General features: G+C 71.0%; 23 protein-coding genes. 11 read left to right on the top strand and 12 right to left on the bottom strand.

Going from position 1 to position 26,304, the window contains the following annotated elements; genetic code table 11:
- Window positions 1-35: 35 nt before the first annotated feature.
- Window positions 36-1,406 carry an alpha/beta hydrolase family protein gene (locus H293_RS0125570; protein ID WP_020120690.1) on the bottom strand — a complete coding sequence of 457 codons (1,371 nt, stop codon included), beginning with the start codon at window positions 1,404-1,406 and terminating at the stop codon, window positions 36-38.
- Window positions 1,403-2,746, bottom strand: a complete 1,344-nt coding sequence (locus tag H293_RS0125565) for an MFS transporter (RefSeq protein ID WP_020120689.1) — start codon at window positions 2,744-2,746, stop codon at window positions 1,403-1,405. Before H293_RS0125565 ends, H293_RS0125570 begins: the two co-directional genes overlap by 4 nt.
- Window positions 2,747-2,907: 161 nt before the next feature.
- Here H293_RS0125565 and H293_RS0125560 point away from each other — a divergent pair, with 161 nt between their 5' ends.
- Both H293_RS0125560 and H293_RS0125555 read left to right on the top strand, forming a co-directional pair.
- Window positions 2,908-3,543, top strand: coding sequence for an RNA polymerase sigma factor (locus H293_RS0125560; RefSeq protein ID WP_020120688.1), 636 nt, complete (start codon window positions 2,908-2,910; stop codon window positions 3,541-3,543).
- On the top strand, window positions 3,540-4,586 hold the full coding sequence (locus H293_RS0125555) for a CU044_5270 family protein (RefSeq protein ID WP_020120687.1): 1,047 nt from the start codon (window positions 3,540-3,542) through the stop codon (window positions 4,584-4,586). Before H293_RS0125560 ends, H293_RS0125555 begins: the two co-directional genes overlap by 4 nt.
- A gap of 4 nt (window positions 4,587-4,590) precedes the next feature.
- On the opposite strand, the gene H293_RS0125550 is transcribed toward H293_RS0125555, so the two are convergent.
- The 4 genes from H293_RS0125550 to H293_RS0125535 form a co-directional block, all read right to left on the bottom strand.
- A complete protein-coding gene (locus H293_RS0125550; RefSeq protein ID WP_259294537.1) occupies window positions 4,591-5,739 on the bottom strand; it encodes a LacI family DNA-binding transcriptional regulator in 1,149 nt (382 codons plus the stop codon).
- Window positions 5,699-6,535: an ATP-binding cassette domain-containing protein gene (locus H293_RS0125545; protein WP_020120685.1), complete on the bottom strand. Its 837-nt coding sequence runs from the start codon at window positions 6,533-6,535 to the stop codon at window positions 5,699-5,701. The genes H293_RS0125550 and H293_RS0125545 overlap by 41 nt, the downstream gene beginning before the upstream one ends.
- Window positions 6,532-7,545 carry an ABC transporter permease gene (locus H293_RS0125540; protein ID WP_020120684.1) on the bottom strand — a complete coding sequence of 338 codons (1,014 nt, stop codon included), beginning with the start codon at window positions 7,543-7,545 and terminating at the stop codon, window positions 6,532-6,534. The genes H293_RS0125545 and H293_RS0125540 overlap by 4 nt, the downstream gene beginning before the upstream one ends.
- 131 nt (window positions 7,546-7,676) lie before the next feature.
- Window positions 7,677-8,693, bottom strand: a complete 1,017-nt coding sequence (locus H293_RS0125535) for a sugar ABC transporter substrate-binding protein (protein WP_020120683.1) — start codon at window positions 8,691-8,693, stop codon at window positions 7,677-7,679.
- A 217-nt stretch (window positions 8,694-8,910) separates the two neighbouring features.
- On the opposite strand from H293_RS0125535, the gene H293_RS0125530 reads away from it, so the two are divergent.
- The 3 genes from H293_RS0125530 to H293_RS0125520 all read left to right on the top strand — a co-directional run bounded on the left by H293_RS0125530 (window position 8,911) and on the right by H293_RS0125520 (window position 13,294).
- On the top strand, window positions 8,911-9,873 hold the full coding sequence (locus H293_RS0125530; RefSeq protein WP_020120682.1) for a carbohydrate kinase family protein: 963 nt from the start codon (window positions 8,911-8,913) through the stop codon (window positions 9,871-9,873).
- 550 nt (window positions 9,874-10,423) lie between these two features.
- On the top strand, window positions 10,424-12,985 hold the full coding sequence (locus tag H293_RS0125525; protein WP_028808190.1) for a glycoside hydrolase family 32 protein: 2,562 nt from the start codon (window positions 10,424-10,426) through the stop codon (window positions 12,983-12,985).
- 15 nt (window positions 12,986-13,000) lie between these two features.
- Window positions 13,001-13,294, top strand: coding sequence for a putative quinol monooxygenase (locus H293_RS0125520; protein WP_020120680.1), 294 nt, complete (start codon window positions 13,001-13,003; stop codon window positions 13,292-13,294).
- A gap of 18 nt (window positions 13,295-13,312) precedes the next feature.
- Here the strand turns inward: H293_RS0125520 and H293_RS50035 are convergent, their stop codons facing one another.
- Window positions 13,313-14,572 (bottom strand): ROK family transcriptional regulator, encoded by a 1,260-nt coding sequence (locus H293_RS50035; protein ID WP_033415675.1) that lies wholly within the window; start codon window positions 14,570-14,572, stop codon window positions 13,313-13,315.
- Window positions 14,573-14,733: 161 nt separating this feature from the next.
- Between H293_RS50035 and H293_RS0125510 the strand changes: the two genes are divergently transcribed.
- From H293_RS0125510 to H293_RS0125495, 4 genes are read left to right on the top strand one after another with little or no spacing between them, the layout of a single operon-like run.
- The gene (locus H293_RS0125510; RefSeq protein WP_020120678.1) at window positions 14,734-16,050 is read left to right on the top strand and encodes an ABC transporter substrate-binding protein; all 1,317 of its coding nucleotides are present in this window, start codon (window positions 14,734-14,736) and stop codon (window positions 16,048-16,050) included.
- Window positions 16,051-16,055: 5 nt separating this feature from the next.
- Window positions 16,056-17,048 carry a carbohydrate ABC transporter permease gene (locus H293_RS0125505; protein WP_020120677.1) on the top strand — a complete coding sequence of 331 codons (993 nt, stop codon included), beginning with the start codon at window positions 16,056-16,058 and terminating at the stop codon, window positions 17,046-17,048.
- A gap of 13 nt (window positions 17,049-17,061) precedes the next feature.
- Window positions 17,062-17,901: a carbohydrate ABC transporter permease gene (locus tag H293_RS0125500; protein ID WP_020120676.1), complete on the top strand. Its 840-nt coding sequence runs from the start codon at window positions 17,062-17,064 to the stop codon at window positions 17,899-17,901.
- A gap of 20 nt (window positions 17,902-17,921) precedes the next feature.
- Window positions 17,922-19,280 carry a GH1 family beta-glucosidase gene (locus H293_RS0125495; RefSeq protein WP_020120675.1) on the top strand — a complete coding sequence of 453 codons (1,359 nt, stop codon included), beginning with the start codon at window positions 17,922-17,924 and terminating at the stop codon, window positions 19,278-19,280.
- Window positions 19,281-19,317: 37 nt separating this feature from the next.
- Here H293_RS0125495 and H293_RS0125490 read toward each other — a convergent pair whose 3' ends face one another.
- From H293_RS0125490 to H293_RS0125475, 4 genes are all read right to left on the bottom strand, one after another.
- Window positions 19,318-20,673, bottom strand: a complete 1,356-nt coding sequence (locus tag H293_RS0125490; RefSeq protein WP_033415664.1) for a diacylglycerol/lipid kinase family protein — start codon at window positions 20,671-20,673, stop codon at window positions 19,318-19,320.
- Window positions 20,673-21,170, bottom strand: coding sequence for a DUF7144 family membrane protein (locus H293_RS0125485; protein WP_020120673.1), 498 nt, complete (start codon window positions 21,168-21,170; stop codon window positions 20,673-20,675). The genes H293_RS0125490 and H293_RS0125485 overlap by 1 nt, the downstream gene beginning before the upstream one ends.
- 30 nt (window positions 21,171-21,200) lie before the next feature.
- Complete coding sequence (locus H293_RS0125480; RefSeq protein ID WP_020120672.1) at window positions 21,201-21,665, bottom strand: SHOCT domain-containing protein; 465 nt, start codon at window positions 21,663-21,665, stop codon at window positions 21,201-21,203.
- 163 nt (window positions 21,666-21,828) lie between these two features.
- Entirely contained in the window at window positions 21,829-22,026 is a 198-nt protein-coding gene (locus tag H293_RS0125475; RefSeq protein ID WP_020120671.1) for a hypothetical protein, read from the bottom strand.
- Window positions 22,027-22,304: 278 nt separating this feature from the next.
- Between H293_RS0125475 and H293_RS0125470 the strand changes: the two genes are divergently transcribed.
- Together H293_RS0125470 and H293_RS0125465 are read left to right on the top strand one after the other, a co-directional pair.
- On the top strand, window positions 22,305-24,188 hold the full coding sequence (locus H293_RS0125470) for a glycoside hydrolase family 15 protein (RefSeq protein ID WP_020120670.1): 1,884 nt from the start codon (window positions 22,305-22,307) through the stop codon (window positions 24,186-24,188).
- Complete coding sequence (locus H293_RS0125465) at window positions 24,185-25,618, top strand: MFS transporter (protein ID WP_020120669.1); 1,434 nt, start codon at window positions 24,185-24,187, stop codon at window positions 25,616-25,618. The genes H293_RS0125470 and H293_RS0125465 overlap by 4 nt, the downstream gene beginning before the upstream one ends.
- Window positions 25,619-25,665: 47 nt before the next feature.
- On the opposite strand, the gene H293_RS0125460 is transcribed toward H293_RS0125465, so the two are convergent.
- Window positions 25,666-26,022, bottom strand: coding sequence for a carboxymuconolactone decarboxylase family protein (locus H293_RS0125460; RefSeq protein ID WP_028808189.1), 357 nt, complete (start codon window positions 26,020-26,022; stop codon window positions 25,666-25,668).
- Window positions 26,023-26,304: the final 282 nt, after the last annotated feature.

Genomic DNA, 26,304 nt, shown 5'->3' with positions numbered 1-26,304 from the left:
CGCCCGCCGGGCGTGGGGCGGGCGGTCGTACGAGGTCATCGGCGGTCGGCGGGGTGGGCAAGGTCGTAGGGGCGGAGGTAGGGGGTGGGGTGGTACCGGACGTAGCGGGTGGGGGTGGTGGGGTCGGCCGCGGTGGCGCGGGCGTTGAGGGACGCCGGGTCGGTGCCCTGCCAGTGGCCGGTGGTCAGGCGGTCCTCCAGGGTGTGGAGGGCGGCCAGTTGCTCGGCGGGGCTGAAGGTGCAGTGGCCGGCGTTGTCGACGTAGGCCTGGCGGAGGAGGGGGGCGGAGCCTGCGGCCGTCACCGCTCGGCGCAGGGCGCTCTCCGTCTGGACGGGGACCAGGGGGTCGCCGATGGTGTGGATGGAGAGCTGGGGCTTGGCCAGCTTGCCGGTGAAGCTGCTGGTGCTGCTCGTCCAGGCGACGGCGGACGGGTCCGCGGTGATGCGCGGGGCCCGGTTCAGGGCGGCGAGGTCCTTGGTCAGCGAGAGGCCCGCCTTCGTGTACAGCTCGGTGACCTCCTTGCGGACGGAGGACTCGGCGAGCAGGCGGGTGTAGTCGACGCCGGTGTTCCAGGACATGTTGCCGCCCGCGCGGGTCTCGGCCTCCTGGCGGCGGTTGAAGGCGGCGATCTTCAGCAGGCCCTTGACGGCGTCGTACTGGTTGGCCTGTTGGGCGTCCCAGTCGCTCGCGGCGGGGCGGGTCTGGCTGGGGGCGTTCCAGACCGGGATGTTGTGCAGGGCCGCGGCGAGGGCGATACGGGCCCGGCCCTCGGCCGTCGACTGGGCGGAGTCGACCGTGGCGGTCAGGGTGTTCGCCGCGGCGGTGGCGGCCTCCTGGGTCGGGAGGTTCACCAGCGGGACGTCGGAGCCGAGGAGCGTCTTGAGGGCGAACACCGGGTCGAGGGTGTTGTTCCAGTTGGCGACGCCGCCGTGGACCAGGCCGCACATGGAGAGCGAGCCGTCGATCTCGTCCGGGTGGCGTTCGGCTATCGCCGTGGTGACCAGGCCGCCGTACGACCGTCCCCAGGCGAGGGTGCGGGAGGCCTGGCCGAAGCGGGTGGTGAAGGCCTTCAGGGTGGCCGTCTGGTCGGGGACCGCGTCGGTGACCGCCCAGCCGGTGGACGCGTACGAGGAGCCGATGAGGGCGTAACCCTGCTGGAGGAGAAGGGGCTTGGTGGCCGCGTCCGGGGCGTCCTGGGCGGGGTTGGCGGGGCCCGCGTTGTAGCCGTGGCTGAACAGCAGGACGGTGCCGTTCCAGTTGGTGGGGACGTCCATCATGTACGTGGCGCCGGAGGGGAGTCGGCCGTCCACGTGGGTGGTGGTGTCGGTGCCGGCCGTCGCCGCGGGTGCGGCGGTGAGGGTGAGAAGCAGGGCCGTAGCGCAGGCGATGCGGGTGCCGTGCCTCATGCGGTGATCTCCTCCGTGTGGGGGGTGGTGGGGAGGCCGGGGGTGGGTTCCTCGCCGAGTGAGGTACGGCTCGTCTCGCGGACGAACCACACCGTCAGCGCGGTGATCAGCGAGCCGCCGCACAGCAGGAGGGCGACGGGGGTGCCGTTGCCGCTGCTCGCGACCAGGCTTGTGGCGATCATCGGGGAGAAGCCGGCGCCGACCAGGGTCGCGCCCTGGTAGCCGAGGGAGGCGCCCGTGTAGCGGACCCTGGTGCCGAACATCTCGCTGAACAGGGCGCCCAGCGGGCCGTACATCAGCGACTGGGAGATGCCGTGGCCGATGACGACGGCCAGGATCAGGGCCCCCGACGACTTGGAGTCGACCAGCGCGAGGACGGGGAAGGCGGTCGCGGCGGACAGGATCGCGCCGGTGAGGACGACCGGGCGGCGGCCGATCCGGTCGGAGAGCGCGGAGGCGCAGGGCAGCACGACCAGGGCGACGGCGGCGGAGACGGTGAGCGCGGTGAGCACCTGCGGGCGGGGATATCCGATGCCGGTGGCGTACGCGATCAGGTAACTGGTCAGCAGGGACTGGGCGGTGAAGGCGCCGATGCCGACGCAGCAGGCCAGCAGTACGGGCTTCGGGCGGCGCAGCACGTCGAGGATGGGGAGCCTCGACTCGGCGCGGTCCTTCTTCACCTCGGCGAACAGCGGGCTCTCGACCACCTTGACGCGGACGAACAGGCCGACGCCGAGCAGCAGGACGCTCAGCAGGAACGGCACCCGCCAGCCCCAGGCCGCGAACTGGTCCTTGGGGAGGGTGGAGACCATGGCGACGACGGCGGCGGAGAGCAGGGAGCCGAGCGGGGCTCCCATCTGCGTGAAGCTCGACCAGAGGCCACGGCGCTTCTCGCCCGCGTGCTCCACGACCATCAGGGTCGCGCCGCCCCACTCACCGCCGATGGCGATGCCCTGGACCACGCGCAGGGTGATCAGCAGGACCGGCGCCCACACGCCGATGGTGTCGTACGTGGGCAGCAGGCCGATGAGGAAGCTGGCGCCGCCCATCAGGCCCATGGTGAGCAGCAGCATGTTCTTGCGGCCGAGGCGGTCGCCGAAGTGTCCGAAGACGATGCCGCCGATGGGGCGGGCCACGTATCCGGCGGCGAAGGTGCCGAACGCGGCGATCGTGCCCACGGCGGGGTCGGCGCCGGGGAAGAACAGTTCGCCGAAGACGAGCGCGGCGACGGTGCCGTAGACGAGGAAGTCGTAGAACTCGACGGCGGTGCCGAGGAGGCCGGAGAGGGCGACTCGGCGGAGTTGGCGGGTGCGTTCTGATGCGGTGGGGGACGGGGGCATCACGGTCTCCCTTGAGCGGGGGAAGGACACCGTGAAATTAGGCTGTCTGGTGACTGCCGTCAATAAAGTGCACAACATTGAGAGGGTGGCGCTGGGTGAGTGTGACGCGCGTCACGGGAACTCGCCGATCCTCCCGGGCAGTTGAGTGCGTGACCACAGATATGCGAACCCGGATACGGGCCGGGGATCCGGACGCCTTCGCGGAGCTCTACGACGCGTGCGCCCGCTCGGTGTACAACCACGCCTTCCGGCTGACCGCCGACTGGTCCGTGGCCGAGGACGTCATGTCGGCGACGTTCATGGAGGCCTGGCGGCGCCGGGGCTCGGTCGAGGCCGACGGGGGGTCGCTGCGGCCGTGGCTGCTCGGCATCGCCACGAACGTCTCCCGCTCCCACGGCCGCGGCAACCGGCGTTACCGGGCCGCGGCGGGCGCGGCGGCCCGGGCGGGCGTCCCGGAGGTCGCCGACCACGCGGAGGAGACCGCCGGGCGGGTGGACGACCGGCGCCGGATCGCCGCCACCCTGACCGCACTCGCCTCGCTGAGACGCCCCGAGCGCGAGGTCCTGGTGCTGTGTCTGTGGGAGGGGCTGGAGTACGCCGACGCCGCCCGCGCCCTCGGTATCCCCGTCGGCACCGTCCGCTCCCGGCTGTCCCGGGCGCGGGGCCGGCTGCGGAAGCTCGCCGACGCCGAACTGGCCCAACCGGTGCGGGAAAAACGGGAACTCACCCGGACGAACCGGCAGACAAAGGGTGATCGCGAGTACATGATCCGGTCCGCACAGGAAGGAAACCGATGAACGCCAGCCCCTCCCAGCCGCACCCGGCCGAGTGGACGGAGACCCAGGGTCTTCTGCCCTCCGTGGAGCGGGATCTGCCGGCGGGCCGCCACCAGTTCCACAAGGAGCAGATGATGGTCCAGATCCGCGAAGAGCTCCGCACCACCGCTGTCACCCCCGTGCGCCGCAACCCTTTCCTGCGCCGGGCGGTCCTGCTGCCCGCGATGGCCTGCGCCCTGGCCGGCGCGGTCGTGGGCGGCCTCGCCCTGACCGGCGGCGGTGACGCGAACACCTCCCTGGCCACCGGGCCCGCCCTGACGACCCGGATCGGCGCCGCCGACGCCCGGGGCGCCGACCGGCTGCTCGACCACATCTCGCTGGCCGCCGCCGACACCTCCGAACACACCGTGCGCGACGACCAGTTCCTCTACATCGCGTCCAAGGCCGCCAGCACCTACCCGAAGACGGTCGACGACAAGACCACGGTGGTCAGCGAGAAGCTGCACTCCCGCCAGGTCTGGGAGTCCCCCGACGGCAGGAACGGCTGGCTGATCGAGCCGGGCAACACGAGTGAGGACGGCATCACCCTGGCCGGACCGAACCCGCTCAGCTCGGCCTACGACAGGCTGGCGAAGCTGCCCACCGACCCCGAGGCCCTGCTCAGGAAGATCTACCGGGAGTCGGACGCGGTCAGGGACCCGGAAGTGCCCCGCGACCAGGCCGCCTTCGTCGCCATAGGCGATCTGCTGACCGAGGGCTACCCGCCCGCGAACCTCACCGCCGCGCTCTACAGGGCCGCCGCCCGGATCCCCGGGGTCGTCGCGGTGAACGACGCGGTCGACGCGGTGGGGCGCCACGGCGTCGCCGTCGCACGGCTCGACGAGCAGAGCGGGCAGCGCACGGAGTGGATCTTCGACAAGAAGACGTACGCGTTCCTCGGCGAGCGCAGTGTGCAGGTCGAGCCCAGCGAGACCTTCAAGAAGGGCACCGTCACCTTCACCGTCGCGATCACACAGCGGGCGGTCGTGAACGAGATGAAGGAGGTGCCGGGGCAGGCGGGCTGACGGGTCAGGCCCGCTGCAGCTTTGGGGCGGGCCGCTCGCCCGAGCCCCGCACGATCAGGCGCGTCGGCACGGTGATGGTCCGGGCCCGGGTGCGGTCGCCGTCGAGGCGGGACAGGGCCGTGGTCGCCGCCGTTCTGCCGATCTCCTCGGGGTCCTGGGCGACGACGGTCAGGGCCGGTTCGAGTGCCTCGGCGAGCGGGACGTCGTCGAAGGAGACGACGGCGACGTCCTTGCGCCTGCTGCGGGCGAGTTCGGCGACTATGCCCAGGGCGACGATGTTGTTGCCGGCGAACAGGGCGGTGGGGGGATCGGCCAGGTCGAGGAGTTGGGAGGTCGCGGCCGAAGCGCCCTGCTGGTCATGGGCGTTGGTGATGAGGGCGCGGTCGTAGGGGAGGCCGGCCTGCTCAAGGGCCTCGCGGTATCCGGTCAGGCGCTCCCGGCGGGTGTAGAGCTTGACCGGCAGGTCGCCGACGAAGCCGATGCGCCGGTGGCCGTGGGCGATCAGGTGGGCGACGCCGTCGTGGGAGCCGGTGCGGTTGGAGCTGACCACGCTGTCGGCGGCCAGGCCCACCCCGGGACGGTCGAGGAAGACCACGGGCAGTCCCGTGGCACGGTGGGTCTTGAGGTGGGAGTGGTCGGCTCCGACCGACGGCACGACCAGCAGGATGCTGACGCGGCGCGCCAGGAACTTGTCCGTCAGGGCCCGTTCACGGTCCGGTTCGTCCGCCGACGAGCCCATGAGCAGGGTCAGCCCGCGGTCGCGGACCGTGTCCTCGATACTGCGGGCCACCGCTCCGAAGAACGGGTTGCCGAGGTCGGGGATGACCAGACCGACGGTGGTGTCGGGGCCGCCGACGCGGATGTTGCGGGCCATCAGGTTCGGCTGGAAGCCGAGCTTGGCCACGGCGGCCAGCACCTGTTCCCTGGTCTCGGCCGACGCGGGCCCGTCCTCGTTGAGAACGCGGGACACAGTCTTGGCGCTGACGCCCACTTCGCGGGCGACGTCGGCCAGGGTCGGGCGGCGGTTCGCTGCCATGGAGGAAACCGTCTCCTGTGCTCGTCGGGTCCGGCCGCGGCCTCGGCCGGATGCCGTCGAGTGTCGAGTGCTGTGGTCAGGTGGCCTGGACGCCCGCGGCCTTCGCGGCCTCGGAATCCGCTACGACAGTACCTCCGGCCTCGTCGACGGTGAGCGCGCCCGTCATGATGGCGACGACCTCCGCCATGGAGTAGTCGGAGGGCTTGATCAGGGCGGCCCGCCGGCCCAGCCGGTGCACGTGGATCCGGTCCGCGATCTCGAAGACGTGCGGCATGTTGTGGCTGATCAGGACGACCGGCATGCCCTTGTCCCGGACGCGGCGGATGAGGTCGAGGACCTGTCCCGACTCCTTGACGCCGAGCGCCGCGGTGGGTTCGTCCATGACGACGACACTGCGCGCCCAGGCGACGGAACGGGCGACCGCCACGGCCTGCCGCTGCCCGCCGGACAGGGTCTCGACGGACTGGGTCAGAGACCGCAGTCCGATCTTCAGGTCGGCCATGTGCTCGGCGGCCTCCTGGCGCATGCGCTTCTTGTCGAGCATCCGGAACACGCTCCCGAGGACACCGGGGCGCCGGAGCTCCCGCCCGAGGAACACGTTCGAGGCGATGTCCATCGAGGCGGCCACGGCGAGGTCCTGATAGACCGTCTCGATGCCGTGGGCGCGGGCACTTTGCGGGCCGGAGAACTGGATGGGCTCGCCGTTGAGGCGGATCTCGCCCGCGTCGGGTGTCACCGCGCCGGTGAGCGCCTTGATGAGGCTGGTCTTTCCGGCGCCGTTGTCGCCGATGACGGCGAGCACCTCGCCGGGCAGCAGGTCGAAGTCGGCGCCGTCGATGGCGGTGACCTGGCCGTAGCGCTTGACGAGACCGCGGGCCTGGAGGATCGGGGTGGGGGAGTCGAGGGCGGTCATCGTGCCTTCTTCCGGGAGATCTGGTCGACGGTCACCGCGAGGATGACCAGGACTCCGGTGATCAGGGTCTGGTAGATCGAGGCGACGCCCATCAGCTGGAGCCCGTTGCGGAAGACGCCGACGATGAGGACGCCGATGAAGGTGCCGAGCACCGAGCCGCGGCCGCCGAAGAGGCTGGTGCCGCCGAGGACCACGGCGGTGATGCTGTCGAGGTTGTCGGTCTGCCCGGCCTGCGGGTCGCCGACTCCGGTGCGGGAGATGAGGAGCAGGGCGGCGACGCCGTAGAGGAGACCGGCGACGGTGTAGACGCCGATGGTCAGCCGGGAGGTGCGGATGCCGTTGAGCCGCGCGGCCTCCTGGCTGTTGCCCAGGGCGTAGACGTGCCGGCCCCAGCCGGTGCTGCTCAGCGCGTAGGCCAGCAGCAGGAACAGGCCGATGGTGACGAGGGAGCCGTAGGTGATGTCGGTGTGGCCCATCGGGAAGGTCTGCCCTAGCGCCGTGAGCGGGCCGGGCAGGTTGGTGACCGTCTGCTCCTCGGAGTAGATGTGGGTCAGCGCGAACGCCACGTTGAGCATGCCGAGCGTGACGATGAACGGCGGCAGCGGGATCTTCTGCACCAACAGCCCGTTCACCAGGCCGAATCCGCCGCAGACGACCAGGCCCAGCGCGATGGCGACCAGCGGCGGCAGCGAGCCCTCGGCGGCCATCTTGGCGATCACGATGCTGCCGAACGCCATCACCGCGCCGCACGACAGGTCGATGCCCGCGGTGAGGATGATCAGGGTCTGGCCGATGGCGAGGGTGCCGACGACCATGACCTGCTGCACGATCAGCGAGAAGTTCCCGCCGGTGAGGAACTGGTCGGACGAGACGGCGAAGAAGACACAGGCGAGCAGAAGGGCGACCAGCGGGCCGGTGGTCGGCGCCGTGAGCAGCCTGCGGGCCGTGGTCGGCGCTTTGAGTTCGGCGTACGGCGAGGAGGTGCTCGGAGGCGTGGACGTGGCGGTCATGCGAAGTCCTTGTCGGAAGACAGAAGTCCTGGTGGGAGGACAGGGGAGGCGGCCGTCCCCGGGTCGGGGAGGAGCGGGGCCGGCCGCCCCGCTCGGGGAGAGGCGATGTCGTACGGTCCCTGGGGCCGGCCTCAGCCCCAGCAGTTCTCCAGGCCGAAGGCGGTGTCCTTGGACGTGACGCCCGCCTGGGCCTTGTCGGTGATCAGCGTGACGCCGGTGTCGGTGTAGCCGGACGCCTTCTTGCCGTCCTTGGCGTACGTGACGACGGCGTTGACGCCCTCGGCGGCCATCTTCAGCGGGTACTGCTGCGAAGTGGCCGCGATCTTGCCGTCCTTGACGGCCTGGGTGCCGGTGCAGCCGCCGTCGACGGAGACGATCAGGACGTCCTTCTCGCGGCCCTTGGCCTTCAGCGCGGTGTACGCGCCGAGCGCGGCCGGCTCGTTGATGGTGTAGACGAGGTTGATGCCCGGCTCCTTCTGGAGGCAGTTCTCCATCGCCGTCTGGCCCTTGGCCTGGTCGCCGCCGGTGTCCTGGGCACAGGCCACGTCCTTCTCGGTGGCGCCGAAGCCCTTGAGGAACCCGTTGTGCCGCTGCACGCCGACCGAGACGCCGGGCGCGAGGTCGAGGGCGGCGATCTTCGCGGTCTTGCCCTTCATGGCGGCCTTGGCGTACTCGCCGATCAGCTCGCCGGCCTTGAGGTTGTCGGTGGCGAAGAGGGCGTCGACCGCGCTCTCCGGCTCGGTCGGCGTGTCCAGGGCGATGACCAGGACGCCCTTGGCCTTGGCCTTGGCTATCGCGGGCACGATCGCCTTGGAGTCGCTCGGGGTGATCAGGATGCCCTTCACCCCGGCGGCCACCATGTTCTCGATGGCGGTGACCTGGCCGGCGTTGTCGCCGTCGAACTTGCCCGCCGCGGTCATGAGCTGGGCGCCGTTCTGCTTGGCGGCCTTCTCCGCGCCCTCCTTCATCTTCACGAAGAACGGGTTGGTGTCGGTCTTGGTGATCAGCCCGACCTTCACGGTGCCCGATCCGGAGCTCGTGGAGCCCGATCCGGAGCCGGAACCGCAGGCCGTCAGGGCGAGGGCCGCGACCGAGGTGCACGCGGCGACTCTGAGCAGGGAGGAAGGCAGTCGAGGGGTGCGAGACATGAAACGACTCCAGCGGGATTGCGGGCGAGCGGCGGCATCGGAGCATGCCGTCCCTAGGTGTCATCGTTGACTTATGTCATCGTTGACACTGCCGAGGATGATGACCCCGTCTCCCGGCAACGTCAATGCCCCGCGTCCGTCACAAGTCCGCAACGTCTGTGGCGGCCGCCCGGTCCGTGCCCGTTTTCCGGCGCACGTTCGCAGAGAAGAGCAGCTCATGAGCGCACGTCAGATCACCGTCCTCGGAGAGTGTGTCGCGGACGCGTTCGCCGAGCCCGCGGGCGCCTCGGGCGAGCTCGCCCTGCGGGTCCTGCCGGGCGGCGGACCTGCGAACACGGCGGTGTCCCTGGCCCGCCTCGGCACCCCGGCCCGCTTCCTCGCGCGCCTGTCCGGCGATGTGTTCGGCCGTCTGTTCCGGGACCGTCTGGAGGCCTCGGGCGTGGACCTGTCGGACGCCGTCGCGGCCGCGGAGCCCAGCACGCTGGCCGTGGCCGAGCTGGACGCCCAGGGGCAGGCCGCGTTCTCCTTCCACGCGCAGAACACGGCCGACTGGCAGTGGTCGGCCGGGGAGCTGGAGCGGGTCGACCTGTCCGGGACCGCCTGTGTGCACACCGGCTCCCTGGCCCTGGTCCGGGAACCCGGCGGAGCGGTCGTGGAGGAGTTCCTGGCGGCGGCCGCACCCCACGCGACCATCAGCATCGACCCCAACGTCCGCCCGCTGCTCGTGCGTCCCGAGGTCTACCGGGCGCGGCTGGCGCACTGGTGCGCGCTCGCCGACGTGCTCCGGCTGAGCGAGGACGACCTCGCACTCCTGCTGCCGGACACGGCCCCCGAGCAGGCGTGCGACCTCTGGCACGCCGCCGGGGCCCGGCTCGTCGTGATCACCCGCGGTGGCGACGGCGTGCTGGCCTCCCTCGACGGCGAACGGCTCCGGCTGCCCGCGGTGGCGACCGAGGTGGTCGACACGGTCGGGGCCGGCGACTCCTTCACCGCCGGCCTGCTGCACCACCTGGACGCCCGCGGCCTGCTCGGCGGGAGGCTCACCGGCCTGCGCCTCGACGAGGTCGCCGAGGCCTGTGTGTTCGGCACCCGGGTCGCGGCGTTGACCTGTTCGGTCGCCGGTCCCAACCCGCCGTGGCGGGGCGATCTGGAGCGGTTCGTGTCCGTCGCCGGGTCGTGACGGTCACGGACCGCGGTCGGCTCACTGACCTGCGGCTGGAGGGGGTCGTCGAGGTCTGTGGTCCCGGGCGGTCTGCTGGAGGGTCTCGGGCAGGGCTTCGGGGGCGTCGTGCACGGCCCCGCCGCACTCACTGCTCGGCCGGGACGACCACCTCGCGCCACCCGGGTCGCGGCGTTGACCTGTTCGGTCGCCGGTCCCAACCCGCCGTGGCGGGGCGAGCTGGAGCGGTTCGCGGGCGTCGGCGGCGCGTGAGGGGCACACCGCCCGAGGACGGATACCTCCGACCCATCCACGAGACGGAACGCGCTACACCCGCCCCCACCGTGGCCGCGCAGGCCGCCGCAGGCATCCAGGGGCGCGGGGAACTGCGCAAAAACGCCCGCCCCCACCGAAGGGCGGAAGCGGTCGCGGCAGAACCGTTGACGGGCCGTACGACTTGCGTTCATCATCGGGCCTCGGTGTCAACGATGACATGAGTCAACGATGACACCTCCGACCGGTGTCGAGGAGGACGGTTCCGGTCCCAGGGCGTCATCAGTACAGGAGACCCATGACTTCTGGACGTGTACTCAGGCATGCCCGCACCCGGATGATCGCGGCGGCGGCGACCGTCTGCGCCCTGTCCGCGACCCCGCTCGCCCCGGGGGCCGCCGCCGCCGACACCCCGCCGTACACCGAGACCTACCGCCCCCAGTTCCACTTCACACCCCAGCAGAACTGGATGAACGACCCCAACGGCCTCGTGTACTACCGGGGCGAGTACCACCTCTTCTACCAGTACAACCCGAACGGCAACTCCTGGGGAGACATGTCCTGGGGGCACGCGGTCAGCAAGGACCTCGTGCACTGGAAGGAGCTGCCGCTCGCCCTGTCGCACGACGACAAGGAGATGGTGTTCTCCGGGAGCGCGGTCGTCGACAAGGACAACACCACCGGGTTCGGCACGAAGAAGGACCCGGCGATGGTGGCGGTCTACACCAGCCTCGACAAGCGCACGGGCACCCAGGCCCAGTCGCTCGCCTACAGCACCGACCGCGGCCGTACCTGGACCAAGTACCAGGGCAATCCGGTCATCGACATCGGCTCGAAGGACTTCCGCGACCCGAAGGTGCAGTGGTACGCGCCCACCAGGAGCTGGCTGATGACCGTGTCGCTGTCCGCCGAGCACAGGGTGCGGTTCTACTCGTCCAAGAACCTCAAGGACTGGGACCTGCTCAGCGAGTTCGGTCCGGCGGGCGCGACCGGCGGGGTGTGGGAGTGCCCCGACCTGTTCCCGCTCGCCGTCGACGGCGACCCGAAGAAGATCAAGTGGGTGCTGGTCGTCAACATCAACCCCGGGGGGATCACGGGCGGTTCGGGCGCCCAGTACTTCGTGGGCGACTTCGACGGAAAGAAGTTCACCGCCGACGACAAGGGCGGCTACACCCCGCCCGCCGGCACGGTGGTCCAGGACTTCGAGGGCACCGGCTTCGACCCATGGACGACCACCGGGACGGCGTTCGGCCAGGCACCGGCCACCGGCGCGCTCGACGGACAGGGAGCGGTCACCGGATACGACGGCAAGGGCCTCGCCAACAGCTTCCACAGCGGGGACTCCGCCACCGGCACCCTCACCTCCCGGCCCTTCACGGTCGAGAGCCCCTACCTGAACTTCAAGGTGGGCGGCGGCAAGCACCCGCACCAGGACGGGACCGTACTGGAACGCGGGGCCACGCCCGAGGGGACGGTCCTCGCCGACTTCGAGGGCGGCACCTACGGCGACTGGACGACGACCGGCGACGCCTTCGGCACGGCACCGGCCACCGGCACCCTGCCCGGCCAGCAGGAGGTGACCGGCCAGCTGGGCGACGGCCTGGTCAACACCTTCCTGAACGGCGACTCCACCACCGGCACCCTCACCTCGCCCGAGTTCACCCTAGACAAGGACTACGTCGACTTCCTCATCGGCGGCGGCCACCACCCGGCCGGCTCGGACCACCCGACCGCGATGGAACTCCTCGTCGACGGCCAGGTCGTGCGCAGCGCCACCGGAAGCGACGCCGAGGCGCTGGACTGGGCCTCCTGGGACGTGCGCGACCTCGCCGGGAAGAAGGCGCGGATCAGGATCGTGGACGACAACACCGGCGGCTGGGGCCACCTCAACGTCGACCACGTCGTGCTGTCCGACACCCGGGCCGAGCCCGTCTCCCGGGAGACCTCCGTCAACCTGCTCGTCGACGGCAAGGTCATGCGCAGCGCCACCGGTTCCGACAGCGAGACCCTGGACTGGGCCTCCTTCGACCTACGCCCCTACGCGGGCAGGCAGGCGCGGATCCAGATCGTCGACAACAACACCGGCGGCTGGGGCCACGTCATGGCCGACGGGTTCACCACCGCGGCCGCTCCCGCCAGGTCGGTCGTGCAGCGCGCCGACTGGGCCGACTACGGCAAGGACTACTACGCGGCCGTGTCCTGGGAGAACGTCCCGGGCGACGAGCGGTACATGATCGGCTGGATGAACGACTGGGAGTACGGCGGCTCCGTCCCGACCTCCCCCTGGCGCGGCGCGCAGAGCGTCCCGCGCCGGATGGCGCTGCGTACCGTGGACGGCCGGGTCCGGCTGACCAGCGAGCCGGTGGCCGGCCTGGCGTCCCTGCGCGAGAAAGACGCGGCGACGGCGTCCGGCGTCACCGTCACCAGCACCTCGCAGCCGCTGATCGGCCCGAAGGCGCAGGGCCGGGAGCTCGACATCGAGGCCACGTTCTCCCTCCGGGACGCCGACCGCTTCGGCCTCCAGGTGCGTACCGGCGCCGGGGGAGAGGAGACGGTCATCGGCTACGACACCACGACCCAGGAGCTGTACGTCGACCGCACCCGCTCCGGCGCCACGGACTTCAGCAGCGCCTTCCCCGGCGTCCAGCGGGCTCCGCTCAAGGCCGTCGACGGCAAGGTCAGGCTGCGGATCCTCGTCGACCGTTCCTCCGTCGAGGTCTTCGGCGGCAGCGGCGAGGCCGTGATCACCGACCAGATCTTCCCCCACCCCGACAGCCAGGGAGTGCGGGTCTTCGCCGAGAACGGCTCGGTGAAACTGGACCGGGCCCGGGTCTGGCACCTCGGCTCCTACCGCGACTGACAAGGACACCCCACCGTGAAGAAGACCCTGCTCGCCGAGTTCACCGCCCGTGAGGGAGCGCAGGACGAGGTCGCGCGCATGATCGTGGAGTACGCCGGCAAGGTGCGTGCGGAGGAGGGCAACCTCGCCTTCGACGTCTACACCAAGGCGTCCCACCCCCGGGCCTTCTGGATCTTCGAGGTCTACCGGGACGAGGACGCCTTCCAGGCGCACCTGAAGGCTCCGTACGGCGGCCCGTTCAACGCCGCGCTCACTCCGCTGATCGAGGAGGACGCCTCGGTGCTGACGTTCCTCGACCCGGTGGTCTGACCGGGCCGGGCCGCCGGTTCAGCCCTGCGCCGCCTCGCGCTCGCGTCCGCGCGTGCCCCGCCGCCCGCCCCCGGCGAAGAAGTCGGCGAGGGGCAGGCTCGCCGCGCCGACCGTGACCGCGTCCGGGCCGAGTTCGCCGAGCTCGACGGAGACGCGCGCGGCGGGGTGGCGCAGGGCGTAGGCGTCGGCGTACCGGCGCAGGGCGGGCAGGAGGCGGGGGCCGAGCTGGAGGCCCGCCCAGCCGCCGATGAGGATGCGTTCCGGCTGGAAGAGGTTGATCAGGTCGGACAGTCCGGCCCCCACGTACTCGGCGGTCTCCTCCAGGACGGCGAGGGCCACCGGGTCGGCCTCGGCGTCCTCGGCCGGGTGCGCGGCCGAGAGCAGCGCGGCCAGCGCGGTCTCCTCGTCGGTGCCCTCGGGCGGCCGGCCGCCCGCCTCGCGCCAGCGGTCGACGAGCGCGCCCGCGCCCGCGTAGGCCTCCAGGCAGCCGAGCGCACCGCAGCGGCAGCGGCGGCCCCTGACCCGCACGGTCACATGTCCCCACTCCAGGGCGCGGCCGTACTCCACCCCCTCGGTGACGAGACAGGCGCCGATGCCCGACCCGAAGAGGACGACGACCGCGTCGCGCGAGCCCCGGCCGGCGCCGAACCACAGCTCGGCCTGGCCGAGCGTGCGGGCGCCGTTGTCGATGAAGTACGGGACGGAGTCGGGGAGTTCACAGGTCGAACGCAGCAGGGACTCCAGCGGGACGGCGTCCCAGCCCATCGTCTGGCCGTGGACCACCGCGCCCTGCTCGGGAGTGGGGGCCACGATGCCGGGGACCCCGATGCCGACGCCCAGCAGCTGTTCGGGCGTGATGTCCGTGTCGGCGAGGACCTCGGCGATGCCGTCGCGGATGTGGCCCACGACGACCTCGACGTCGTAGCCGTGATGCTCCAGGGGCCGTTCGGTGCGGGCCAGTTCGGTGAGGGCCAGGTCGAAGAGCTCGACGCGGACGCGGGTCTCGCCGACGTCGACGCCGATCATGTGGCCGCCGGAGGGGGCGACGCGCAGCAGGGTGCGAGGGCGGCCGCCGTCGGACTCCACGGTGCCGGCCTCCTCGACCAGTCCGTCCTCGACCAGTTCGGCGACCACGTTGCTGATGGAGCCGCCGCTCAGGCCGGTGGCGGGGGCCAGCGCGAAGCGGCTCATCGGCCCGTCGAAATACAACCGTTGCAGTACGGCGGTCCGATTGCCCCGTCGCAGGTCACGCACCGTCCGCCCGCTCCGCCCCGCCATGTGGTTCCCTTCCGACGCCGCCTCGACCTGCAAGATACCGCCGCGCCGACTCTTGACGCGACTTTCCTTCGCGTCTTAAATCACGCCATAAATTAACTCCGGGGCGGTGTTCGGGAAACGAACGCGCCCAGGGGTCTCTCCCTGGAAGGGACGCCAGAGCCATGCGCAGAACCCGAGCCGCGGCCGCCGGAGCGGTCACCGTTTCCCTCATGACTCTCGTGACCGCCTGTGGCGGCGGCTCGTCGACGAGCGGCGGGTCCAACGACTCGCCGAAGACCCTGACCTACTGGGCCTCCAACCAGGGCGCCAGCATCGAGGTCGACAAGAAGGTCCTCCAGCCCGAGCTCGACAAGTTCGAGAAGCAGACCGGCATCAAGGTCAAGGTCGAGGTCGTCCCCTGGTCCGACCTGCTCAACCGGATCCTCACCGCGACCACCTCGGGCCAGGGCCCCGACGTCCTCAACATAGGCAACACCTGGAGCGCCTCCCTCCAGGCCACCGGCGCGCTGCTGCCCTGGAACGCCAAGAACTTCGCCGCGATCGGCGGCAAGGACCGCTTCGTCGACTCCGCGCTCGGCTCCACCGGCGCCCAGGGCCAGGACCCGGCCGCGGTCCCGCTCTACTCGATGTCCTACGCCCTCTACTACAACAAGGAGATCTTCGCCGACGCCGGCATCACCAAGCCCCCGGCCACCTGGGACGAACTGGTCGCCGACGGCAAGAAGATCCAGGCCAAGGGCAAGTCCGCGCTCGGCGCGGAGGGCGCGAACCTGTCGGAGAACATCCACCACGTCTTCGTCTTCGCCAAGCAGCACGGCGGCGACTTCTTCACCCCCGACGGCAAGCCCGACTTCGCGAACGACAACGTGGTGGCCGCGGTCAAGCAGTACGTCGACCTCATGGCCAAGGACAAGGTCATCCCGACCGGCGACGCCGAGTACGCCCAGAACCAGTCCGTGAGCGACTTCGCCAAGGGCAACCAGGCCATGCTGCTGTGGCAGTCCGCCTCCGCCAACCTCAAGTCCCAGGGCATGAGCGAGGACAAGTACGGCATCGCCCCCGTGCCCGTGCAGTCCGGCACCCCGGGCACCGGCACCCAGGTCAACTCGGCCGTCATGGGCATCAACCTGGCCGTCTTCAAGAACACCGACAACATCGACGGCGCCAAGAAGTTCGTGAAGTTCATGACCGGTGACGCCGAGCAGAAGATCCTCAACACCGCCTACAGCTCCATCCCGCCGGTGAAGACCGTGCAGGGGGGAACCACCTTCAGTTCGGGCGCCAACGCGGTCCTCAAGGACACCCTCGCCACCAGCGCGGCGGCCCTGCCGCAGGTCGCCGACGAGTCGCAGTTCGAGACGGCCGTGGGCACCGCCGTCAAGGACCTGTTCGCCGACGCGGCCGCCGGACGCGCGGTCACCACCGAGTCGGTCAAGGCGGCGCTGGAGAAGGCCCAGCAGCAGATGCCGACGAAGTGAGCGCGATGACCACCACCGCGCCCGCCGAGGCCGCTGTGGGCGAGGCCCCTTCCGGGGCGGCGAAGCCCGGTCCCCGCCGCCGCCCCGGAAGGATCCGCCGCATCGGCCTGCCGTACCTGCTCCTGCTGCCGGCCCTGCTCCTCGAACTCCTGGTCCACCTGGTGCCGATGGTGATCGGCATCGTGATGAGCTTCAAGGAGCTCACGCAGTTCTACATCCGTGACTGGGGCGCCGCGCCCTGGTCCGGACTCGACAACTACAAGGTGTCGGTGGACTTCGACGCCCCGGTCGGCGAGGCGCTGCTGCACTCGTTCCTCGTCACCGTGGCCTTCACGCTGCTGTCGGTCGGCCTGTGCTGGCTGATCGGCACGGCGGCGGCCGTCTACCTGCAGGACAACTTCCGCGGCCGCGGCCTGCTGCGCGCCCTGTTCCTGATCCCGTACGCCCTGCCGGTCTACGCGGCCGTCATCACCTGGGTGTTCATGTTCCAGCACGACAACGGCCTGGTGAACCACGTCCTGCACGACCAGCTCCACCTCACCGACAAGCCGTCCTTCTGGCTCATCGGCGACAACAGCTTCTGGGCGCTGCTGACCGTGTCCGTGTGGAAGGGCTGGCCGTTCGCCTTCCTCATCGTCATGGCCGGCCTGCAGAACATCCCCGGCGAGCTGTACGAGGCGGCGGCCCTGGACGGCGCCGGTATGTGGCAGCAGATCCGCCGCATCACCCTGCCGTCCCTGCGGCCCGTCAACCAGGTGCTGCTCCTGGTCCTGTTCCTGTGGACCTTCAACGACTTCAACACGCCGTTCGTCCTGTTCGGCAGGTCGGCCCCGGCGGCCGCGGACCTCATCTCGGTCCACATCTACCAGGCGTCCTTCGTCACCTGGAACTTCGGCACCGGCTCCGCCATGTCCGTCCTCCTGCTGCTGTTCCTGCTCGTGGTGACGGGCGCCTACCTCCTGCTGACCTCCCGGGGAAGGAAGCCGGCCCATGGCTAGCACCAACTCGCCCATGGCTCCGCCGCGTTCGTTCTTCTGGTCCCGGCGGATCTTCCTCACCCTGCTCACCGGCTTCGTCCTGCTGCCGGTCTACGTCATGGTCTCCAGCTCGCTGAAGCCGCTCGCCGACGTCACGGGTGAGTTCCACTGGCTGCCCAGCGAGGTGACCATCCGCCCGTACATCGACATCTGGTCCACGATCCCGCTCGCGCGGTACTTCGTGAACTCGCTGATCGTGGCGGGCGCGGCGACCGTCTGCTCGGTGGTGATCGCCGTGTTCGCCGCGTACGCCGTCAGCCGCTACGAGTTCCACGGCAAGCGGGTCTTCACGGTCACCGTGCTGTCCACCCAGATGTTCCCGGGCATCCTCTTCCTGCTGCCCCTCTTCCTGATCTACGTCAACATCGGCAACGCCACCGGCATCGCCCTGTTCGGCTCGCGCGGCGGGCTGATCCTGACGTACCTGACCTTCTCGCTGCCGTTCTCGATCTGGATGCTGATCGGGTACTTCGACTCGGTGCCGCGCGACCTGGACGAGGCCGCGCTGGTCGACGGCTGCGGCCCGCTCGGCGCGCTCTTCCGGGTCGTGGTGCCCGCCGCGATCCCGGGGATCGTCGCGGTCGCCGTCTACGCCTTCATGACCGCCTGGGGCGAGGTGCTCTTCGCGTCGGTGATGACCAACGACGCCACCCGCACCCTCGCCGTCGGCCTCCAGGGCTACTCCACGCTCAACAACGTGTACTGGAACCAGATCATGGCCGCCTCGCTGGTCGTCAGCGTCCCCGTGGTCGCCGGGTTCCTGCTCCTCCAGCGCTATCTCGTCGCCGGGCTGACGGCGGGCGCCGTCAAGTGACCGACTGTGAAAGGACTTCCGTGAGCATCGACCTCGCCGCACTCCCGCACGACTTCCTGTGGGGCACGGCCACGGCGGCCTACCAGATCGAGGGAGCCGTGTCGGAGGACGGCCGCTCGCCGTCGATCTGGGACACCTTCTCGCACACCCCGGGCAAGGTCGCGGGCGGCGACACCGGGGACGTCGCCTGCGACCACTACCACCGCTGGCGCGAGGACATCGGCCTCATGCGCCGACTCGGCACCAACGCCTACCGGTTGTCGATCGCCTGGCCGCGCGTGATGCCGGGGGGCGACGGACCGGTCAACCCCAAGGGCCTCGACTTCTACGACGAGTTGATCGACGCCCTGCTGGCCGCAGGCATCACCCCGTCCGTCACCCTCTACCACTGGGACCTGCCCCAGGTGCTCCAGGACCGCGGCGGCTGGCCCGTGCGCGAGACCGCCGAGCACTTCGCCGCGTACGCCTCGGTCGTGGCCGGGCGGCTGGGGGACCGGGTCCACCACTGGACCACCCTCAACGAACCCCTGTGCTCGGCCTGGATCGGCCACCTGGAAGGCGCCATGGCCCCCGGCCTGAGGGACCTCACGGCCGCCGTCCGCGCCTCCTACCACCTCCTCCTCGGGCACGGCCTGGCCGCGCAGGCGATCCGCGCCGCGTCCGCGTCAGCCCAGATCGGCCTCGTCACCAACCTCTCCACGGTCCACGCGGCCACCGACAGCCCGGAGGATCTCGACGCCGCCCGCCGCATGGACGGCCACACCAACCGCTGGTGGCTCGACCCGGTCCACGGCCGCGGATTCCCGGCGGACATGCGCGAGGTCTACGGGGTCGAACTCCCCGAGCGCGACGGCGACCTGACGACGATCGCCGCCCCCCTGGACTGGCTCGGCCTCAACTACTACATGCCGGTCACCGTGGCCGATGACCCCACCGGCCCGGCACCCCGGGCCCGCCAGATCGCCCGCCCCGGCGTGCCCCGTACCGGCATGGACTGGGAGATCGACGCGAACGGCATCGAGACCCTCCTGCTGCGCCTCACCGACGAGTACGGCGCCCGCAAGCTCTACGTCACCGAGAACGGCTCCGCCTACCCGGACGTCGTACGCCCCGACGGAACCGTCGAGGACCCCGAACGCCAGCAGTACCTGCTCGACCACCTGGCCGCCTGCGCGTCCGCCGCCCGCAAGGGTGCCCCGCTGGCCGGCTACTTCGCCTGGTCCCTGCTGGACAACTTCGAGTGGGCCTACGGCTACGACAAGCGCTTCGGCCTGGTCCACGTCGACTACGAGACGCAGCGGCGGACGATCAAGGGGACGGGGTATCGGTACGCGGAGGTCATCCGGGCGCACGCGGAAAGGGGCCGCAAGGCGGCCTGAGCGCGGCTGCTCCGGGCTGTCCCGGGTGGGGTCGCCCTCACCCGGGAACGGGCCGGCGCCCCAGCGCCAGCCGGGCCACGCGCGGCCAGTCGGCCGCTCCGCCGCTGACCCGCGGTGCATGGGGGCGATGGCGCGGCACGCGGACCCGGAGCGCGCCGGGAGCGCTGCGGCACACGACGGGTGACGGCAGCACGACATGCTCTCCGTCGATGCCGACCGGGAGGGTGCCCGTCTCGGTTTCGACGACGACTTCCCCGGCGTTCAGCCGGACGAGCCCCCCGGAGCGCGGTCCGCCCACCAGGCGCGCCGCCTGCGCGGTGTTGCCGACCCGCACGCACACCACGCCGAGGAGCCCCGAGTCCAGCCGCTCCCTGCGCCCCGGACTGGCCGCGTCCACGGCACGTCCGTAGGGATTGTTGCTGACGAGGAGTGCCTGAAGTCCGTCGAGGCGGGTTCCGTCGGCCTGCGCCCGGAGTCCGGGCGCGTCCTCGCCGGTGAGGAGGCCGGGCAGGGTGCGCAGGGCCGTGCGGGCTTTGGCGTCCCGGTACGCGGGATCGGTGACGATGGACGCGTACATGCCGAACGAGGCGTTGTTGACGAAGACCCGGTCCGCCGCGTACCCGAGGTCGACGCGGAGTTCGACCCCGTGGGTCAGGGCTTCCAGGGCGGCCGCCGGATCGTCGCGGTCGAGGCCGAGGTCGAGGGCGAAGTGGTTGCGGGTACCGGCGGGAATCACCACGAAAGGCAGGTCGTGGCGCGCCGCCACCTCGGCCACCAGCGCCTGGGTGCCGTCGCCGCCCGCCACCGCCAGGAGATCGGCGCCCTCGGCGACGGCCTGCCGGGCCAGTTCGGTGACGTCCTGGTGCCGGCCCGCGTCGAGCAGGACCACCCGGCAGCCCGCGGCCCGGGCCTTCTTCACCAGGTCGAAACGATCCACCTTGCCGCCGCCCGAGCGCGGATTCATCAGGACCCAGGGGGCACGGGGTGCCTCCACGACGGCCGGTGGGGAGGCGGCGGTGGGGCCGGGGGCCAGGGCCGTGCGTGCCGCTGTCAGGGCCAGCAGCCACAGGCCCAGGGACAGCAGGGCCGGTCCCAGCATGCCGTACGAGGCGTACAGGACGAGGACGGCGACCGGCGCGACCACCGACAGGGCCGCCCCGAGGGCACGGAGCGCACCGGTGTGCGCCAGGGCCCACCACACCCCGACGGCGGCGAGCGCCAGACCGGCGATGCCGGCCAGCGCCCACAGCACGCTCCGCAGACCGGCGGCGACGAGCGGCACGAGGACGCTGCCCAGCAGGGCGAGCACGGCGAGGCGGGCCCGTCCGGCACTGCCCGTCCGGCCGGCTGGACCCACCGTTCCCGGACTCCTCGTGCTCCCGCCGCCTCGCATCAGACCGGTGGGCGCTTCTCGTAGGGGCGGCGTCCCTCGTAGGTCCGGTGCTCCTGGGACGGCGCGGGCTCCTCCGGCAGGTCGTAGAGGTTGCCGCGCCGGACCACGCACAGGGCCCAGATGATGAAGCCCGACATGGTGATCATCACGACCGACCAGACCGGGTAGTACGGCAGGGAGAGGAAGTTGGCGATGATGACGAGTGCGGCGATGGCCACGCCGGCGACGCGCGCCCACGTCGAGACCCGGAGCAGCCCGACGCTGACGATCACGGCGACCGCGCCCAGAGCGAGGTGGACCCAGCCCCAGCCGGTCAGGTCGAACTGGAACACGTAATTGCGCGTCGTGAGGAAGACATCGTCCTCGGCGATGGCCATGATTCCCCGGAAGATGCCGAGCAGGCCGACGAGGAACAGCATCACGGCGCCGAAGGCGGTGAGGCCGGTTGCCCATTCCTGCTTCGCCGTGTGTTCCGGACGGGTGTGTGTGGTGGTCATCTTGCGCCTCGTTTCGTGTGGTCCGGATGCTCAGCGGTGGGCGGGGGCGGAGGCGGGGCCCGAGTGCTCCGCCGGGCCGTGGCCGGTCAGGACCAGGTCCTTGGCCCTGCGGAACTCCTCGTCCGTGATGTCGCCGCGGGCGCGGATCTCGGACAGCTTGGCGAGCTCGTCGACGCTGCTGGACCGGCCGCCGGCCGCGGTCTCCCGGATGTAGGCGTTGAACTCCTCCTGCTGCGCGCGTGCCTGCCGCGCCTCCCTGCGGCCCATGTTCTTGCCGCGGGCGATCACGTAGACGAAGACGCCCAGGAAGGGCAGGACGATCGTGAACACCAGCCAGCCGGCCTTGGCCCAGCCGCTCATGGCGTCGTCCCGGAAGATGTCGACGACGACCCGGAAGAGCAGGACGAACCACATGATCCACAGGAAGAACAGGAGCATGCTCCAGAAGACGCTCAGCAGGGGATAGTCGTACGCGAGGTACGTGGATGCGCTCATGTCTTCCTCCGTCCCGGGCGTCGGCCCGGCTGCCGGTGCGTGGTGTCCTCAGCGTGGCCGCGGCCGGGGCCGGGCGGCCTCACCCGATGCGGGTGAGCGTGCGGCACCAGGCAGCGCACCCGGCAGAGGTTTGCCGAGAGCCGGGACAGCACCAGATCACCCGTCACTCCGGCACCTGCCGCATCTCCAGGACCCGCAACCCCAGGGACCGGCAGCGTGCCAGCAGCCCGTACAGGTGCGCCTCGTCCATGACCGGGCCGAACAGGACCGTCTGGCCGGACATCACGACATGGCCCAGCTCCGGGAAGGCTTTGGCCAGCGTTTCCGACAGGTGTCCCTCGACGCGGATCTCGTAGCGCACGAGCTGTCCTCCCCTGGGCTCCCTGGGACGGGCGGACGGCGTCCTACCCTGCGATCCTCCGTCCCGACGTCGGGGCGGGCCTCACCCGGTACAGGTGACCTGCCCCGCCGGGGATGCGGCACCGTTACGCCGGACGGAGGATGGAACGACGTCGCCCGTCCGGGCGGGGCACTTCTCCAGGTTCGCCCGCCCTCCCGGGCCCGCCCGGCCTTCCGCGTCCGCGGCATCGGGTCGAACCGCGGTGGACACGTGGGTGTCCCGCACCACGAGGAGAAGCCATGGACGCCTACCCTCCGATCGCCGACCACGGGCTCGTCGGCGACCTGCAGACCGCGGCACTGATCGCCGCCGACGGCACGGTCGACTGGTGGTGCACCCCGAGGTTCGACTCTCCCAGCCTGTTCGCCTCCCTGCTCGACAGCGACCGCGGCGGCCACTGCCGACTGGCCGCCGACATCGGCGACGAGGCCACCGTCCGCCAGCTCTACATGCCGGACACCGCTGTCCTGGTGACCCGCTACATGGCCCAGGACGGCGTCGGCGAGGTCGTCGACTTCATGGAGCCGGACCCGTCGACGACCCCGTCCGCCTCGCACCGCCTGGTCCGGGTGGCCCGCGTGGTGCGCGGGAGTCTGCCGTTCGAGCTGATCTGCCGGCCGCGCTTCGACTACGGCCGGGCCGGGCACTCCCTGGACCACCTCGACGACGGGTCCGTCGTCTTCCATGGCCCCGGCACGGACCTGCATGTGCAGGCCACCGCCCCGGCCGCCCTCCACCCGGACGGCAGCGACGTCACCGCCCGCTTCACCCTGCACGCCGGCGAAGTGGCCGCGATCGTTCTCACCAGCGAGAGCGGCGGCGCCCGCAGCGGACGCCCGGGCGGCCCGATCCCCGATGTCGAGGCGATCGCGAGGTCCTTCGACGACTGCCGGACCTTCTGGCTGAACTGGCTGCGCTCCTGCCGCTACCGGGGCCGCTGGCACGAGATGGTCGTACGCTCCGCGATCACCCTCAAACTGCTCACCTACGCCCCCACCGGGGCCCCGATCGCCGCCGCCACGATGGGTCTGCCCGAGCAGATCGGCGGCGAACGCAACTGGGACTACCGCTACACCTGGGTACGCGACGCCTCGCTCTCCGTCCGTGCGCTGATCGACCTCGGCTTCACCGACGAGGCGGCCGCCTTCCGCCGCTGGCTGCGCGCACGCCTCGACGCCGGCGCCACCGCCTCCGGCGAACCGCTCCAAATCATGTACCGCGTCGACGGCGAACCCCGTCTGACGGAAGAGGTCCTCGACCATCTGGAGGGATACCGCCGCTCCGCACCGGTCAGGGCCGGAAACGAGGCCGCCGGCCAGATCCAGCTCGACATCTACGGCGAGGCCGCCTATGCCCTCGCCCAGGCCGAGGAGATCGGCGATATCCGCGGCTGGAAGGTCTTCGCCGACCTCCTGGACTGGCTGGTCGAGCACTGGGACCGTCCCGACGAGGGCATCTGGGAGACCCGCGGCGGCCGCCAGGACTTCACCTACAGCCGCGTCATGACCTGGGTGGCCTTCGACCGTGGCGTCAAGGTCGCCACAGCGCACTCCCGTCCCGCCGACCTCGGCCGCTGGGTCGCCGCCCGCGACGCCGTCTTCCGCCAGGTCGTGGACCGCGGCTGGAGCCCGAAGCGCCGCGCGTTCGTCCAGCACTACGACACGGACGTCCTCGACGCCTCCCTGCTGCTCATGCCCCGCGTCGGGTTTCTCGCCCCGAACGACCCCGACTGGCTGACCACGCTCGACGCCATGGACGCGGAACTCGTCAGCGACAGCCTCGTCTACCGCTACGACCCGGCCGCCTCCCCCGACGGGCTGCGGGGCTCCGAGGGCACCTTCAACCTGTGCAGCTTCCTCTACGTCCAGGCCCTCGCCAAGTCCGGCCGCGTCCACCAGGCTCGCTACGCCTTCGACAAGATGCTCACCTACGCCAACCACGTCGGTCTCTTCGCCGAGGAGATCGGGCCGTCCGGCGAGCAACTCGGTAACTTCCCCCAGGCGTTCACGCACCTGGCCCTCATCGACGCGGCGATCGCGCTCGACGAGGAGCTCGACCGGCAGACGACGCGGCCCGCCGACCGCCGACGACATGACGTGACCCGAGGCACGGAGGGACCATGACCGGTCAGAGCCCCCCGGCCGGCCCCCGCACGCGGCCGCGGGCCGGTTCCGGCCGACGGGTCCTGGCCCCGCTCGCCCTGGCGCAGTTCATCTGCAGCTTCGCCGGGTCGAACATGAACGTGATGATCAACGACATCAGCCATGACCTCGACACGACCGTCCAGGGCGTCCAGGTCGCCATCACGATCTTCCTGCTGGTCATGGCCGCGCTGATGATCCCCGGCGGCAAGCTGACCGACATCCTCGGCCGCAAGCGCTGCTTCCTGACCGGCCTCGTCGTGTACGGGATCGGCGCGGTGCTCAGTGCGCTGTCGCCCGGGCTCGGCGTGCTCATCCTCGGCAACTCGATCCTCGAAGGCGTCGGGACGGCCCTGCTGATCCCGCCGGTCTACATCCTCACCACGCTGCTCTTCTCCGACCTCACCTCGCGCGCCCGCGCCTTCGGCATCGTCATGGCCGCCGGCGGTGTCGGTGCGGCGGCGGGTCCGCTCATCGGCGGCCTGATCACCTCGGCGATCAGCTGGCGTGCGGCGTTCGTCTTCCAGGCCCTGGTGATCGTGCTGATCGTCGTCCTGAGCCTCTCGCTCGACGACCCGCTGCCGCCCGACCGGGGCCGGCACTTCGACAGCCCCGGCGCCGTGCTCTCCGCGGCCGGTCTCGTCCTGATCGTCTCGGGCATCCTCGCCGCCGACAACAACCTGTGGCTGATGGCCGCGCTGCTGGCGGCCGGGGCACTCGTCCTGGTCTGGTTCCTGCGGCGGGCGCGCACGGAGGAGAGGGCCGGACGCGAGCCGCTGCTGTCGACCAGCCTGTTCCGCGACCGCACGTCCAACCTCGGCCTGATCACCCAGAACGCCCAGTGGCTGCTGCTCATGGGCACCTCGTTCACCGTCGCCGCGTTCTTGCAGGTCGTCCGCGGCTACGACGCCGTGCAGACAGGGGTGATCTTCACCGCGGCCACCCTCGGCCTGCTCGCCTCCTCGCTCACCGCCGAGCGCCTGGCGAGACGCTGGACGCAGCGTGCCCTGATCATGGCCGGGTTCGCGCTCGCCATCGCCGGGATCGGCGTCCTGCTCGCCCTTGTCGCCGGCTCCTCCGGACCCTGGGCGTTCGCCCCGGGCCTGCTGCTGATCGGTCTCGGCCTCGGCGTGATGCTGACCCCCTCGGTCAACGTCGTCCAGTCCGCCTTCCCCGAGCAGCGCCAGGGAGAGATCTCCGGCCTCTCCCGCAGCGTCTCCAACCTCGGCTCGTCCTTCGGCACCGCCATCGCCGGCACCATCCTCGTCGCCGGCCTGTCGAAGAACGCTTACGCGGCCGCCATGGCCGTCCTCGCCGTGGCCGGCCTCGGCGGCCTGACCGCGGCGGCCTTCCTCCCCCGCACGCCCGTACCGGCCGCGGGACCCCGCCGGGCGCCGGGCTCAGACCGGTGACGAGAACGGGTACCGGCCCAGCCCGGCACAGAGCCGGGAGACTCCGCTCAGGCCTTGCTCCGGCTCTGGGCTTCCGCCATCGCCATCGCCTCGGCCTCGGCCTCCGCCAGGGCGATGGTGATGCCGAGCGCCTCGGTGATGTGCGTCGCGGCCGACATGACGCGCGCCGTGCCGACGACCGGGGCGATGGCGACGAGAACGTCCTGCAGTTGCTCGGCGGTCAGGTCGGCCTTGACGGCAGGGTCGACATGAGCGAGGTAGGAGATCGCCGGTGCGTCCATGGCCGCGAGGGCGGCCAGGCGGATGAGGATGAACGTCTTCTCGTCCAGGCCGCACCGCTCGATCGAGTCGACGGTCATGGCGGCGAGTGTGTCGAGTACAGGGGTTTCTGACCGTGTGGCCATGTCGGTCCGCCTTTCGGTGCCGTGCGGGCCGACACGCGCCGTCCCGTTGAGCACCGGAACGCGTCATGCGTCGGCCGTTCACTCATCCACGGTAGAAGCCGCGGGGACCGGGCGCATGTGGGGCCGACCAGGTGATCGCAGGACCCGAAGCCCCGCCCGAGAGAGGGAATCCGAGCTCAGGGCCACACCAGGCAATAAGGCTGATGCCCCGCCTCATGCAACCGATGGCTGAAGTCCTGCCACTCGTGCAGCGATTGGTGACGGGAGGGCGCTGACCTGCGA

The organism is Streptomyces canus 299MFChir4.1 (assembly GCF_000383615.1).
In the GTDB taxonomy this organism is placed as follows: Bacteria; Actinomycetota; Actinomycetes; order Streptomycetales; family Streptomycetaceae; genus Streptomyces; species Streptomyces canus_C.
This window is presented reverse-complemented; position numbering and strand designations above follow the sequence as displayed.

Bases quoted from the DNA above. Each gene is read 5' to 3' on its own strand.
- H293_RS0125570 (WP_020120690.1), bottom strand. From the start codon at position 1,406: ATGAGGCACGGCACCCGCATCGCCTGCGCTACGGCCCTGCTTCTCACC.
- H293_RS0125565 (WP_020120689.1), bottom strand. From the start codon at position 2,746: ATGCCCCCGTCCCCCACCGCATCAGAACGCACCCGCCAACTCCGCCGA.
- H293_RS0125560 (WP_020120688.1), top strand. From the start codon at position 2,908: ATGCGAACCCGGATACGGGCCGGGGATCCGGACGCCTTCGCGGAGCTC.
- H293_RS0125555 (WP_020120687.1), top strand. From the start codon at position 3,540: ATGAACGCCAGCCCCTCCCAGCCGCACCCGGCCGAGTGGACGGAGACC.
- H293_RS0125545 (WP_020120685.1), bottom strand. From the start codon at position 6,535: ATGACCGCCCTCGACTCCCCCACCCCGATCCTCCAGGCCCGCGGTCTC.
- H293_RS0125540 (WP_020120684.1), bottom strand. From the start codon at position 7,545: ATGACCGCCACGTCCACGCCTCCGAGCACCTCCTCGCCGTACGCCGAA.
- H293_RS0125535 (WP_020120683.1), bottom strand. From the start codon at position 8,693: ATGTCTCGCACCCCTCGACTGCCTTCCTCCCTGCTCAGAGTCGCCGCG.
- H293_RS0125530 (WP_020120682.1), top strand. From the start codon at position 8,911: ATGAGCGCACGTCAGATCACCGTCCTCGGAGAGTGTGTCGCGGACGCG.
- H293_RS0125525 (WP_028808190.1), top strand. From the start codon at position 10,424: ATGACTTCTGGACGTGTACTCAGGCATGCCCGCACCCGGATGATCGCG.
- H293_RS50035 (WP_033415675.1), bottom strand. From the start codon at position 14,572: ATGGCGGGGCGGAGCGGGCGGACGGTGCGTGACCTGCGACGGGGCAAT.
- H293_RS0125510 (WP_020120678.1), top strand. From the start codon at position 14,734: ATGCGCAGAACCCGAGCCGCGGCCGCCGGAGCGGTCACCGTTTCCCTC.
- H293_RS0125505 (WP_020120677.1), top strand. From the start codon at position 16,056: ATGACCACCACCGCGCCCGCCGAGGCCGCTGTGGGCGAGGCCCCTTCC.
- H293_RS0125500 (WP_020120676.1), top strand. From the start codon at position 17,062: ATGGCTCCGCCGCGTTCGTTCTTCTGGTCCCGGCGGATCTTCCTCACC.
- H293_RS0125490 (WP_033415664.1), bottom strand. From the start codon at position 20,673: ATGCGAGGCGGCGGGAGCACGAGGAGTCCGGGAACGGTGGGTCCAGCC.
- H293_RS0125485 (WP_020120673.1), bottom strand. From the start codon at position 21,170: ATGACCACCACACACACCCGTCCGGAACACACGGCGAAGCAGGAATGG.
- H293_RS0125480 (WP_020120672.1), bottom strand. From the start codon at position 21,665: ATGAGCGCATCCACGTACCTCGCGTACGACTATCCCCTGCTGAGCGTC.
- H293_RS0125470 (WP_020120670.1), top strand. From the start codon at position 22,305: ATGGACGCCTACCCTCCGATCGCCGACCACGGGCTCGTCGGCGACCTG.
- H293_RS0125465 (WP_020120669.1), top strand. From the start codon at position 24,185: ATGACCGGTCAGAGCCCCCCGGCCGGCCCCCGCACGCGGCCGCGGGCC.
- H293_RS0125460 (WP_028808189.1), bottom strand. From the start codon at position 26,022: ATGGCCACACGGTCAGAAACCCCTGTACTCGACACACTCGCCGCCATG.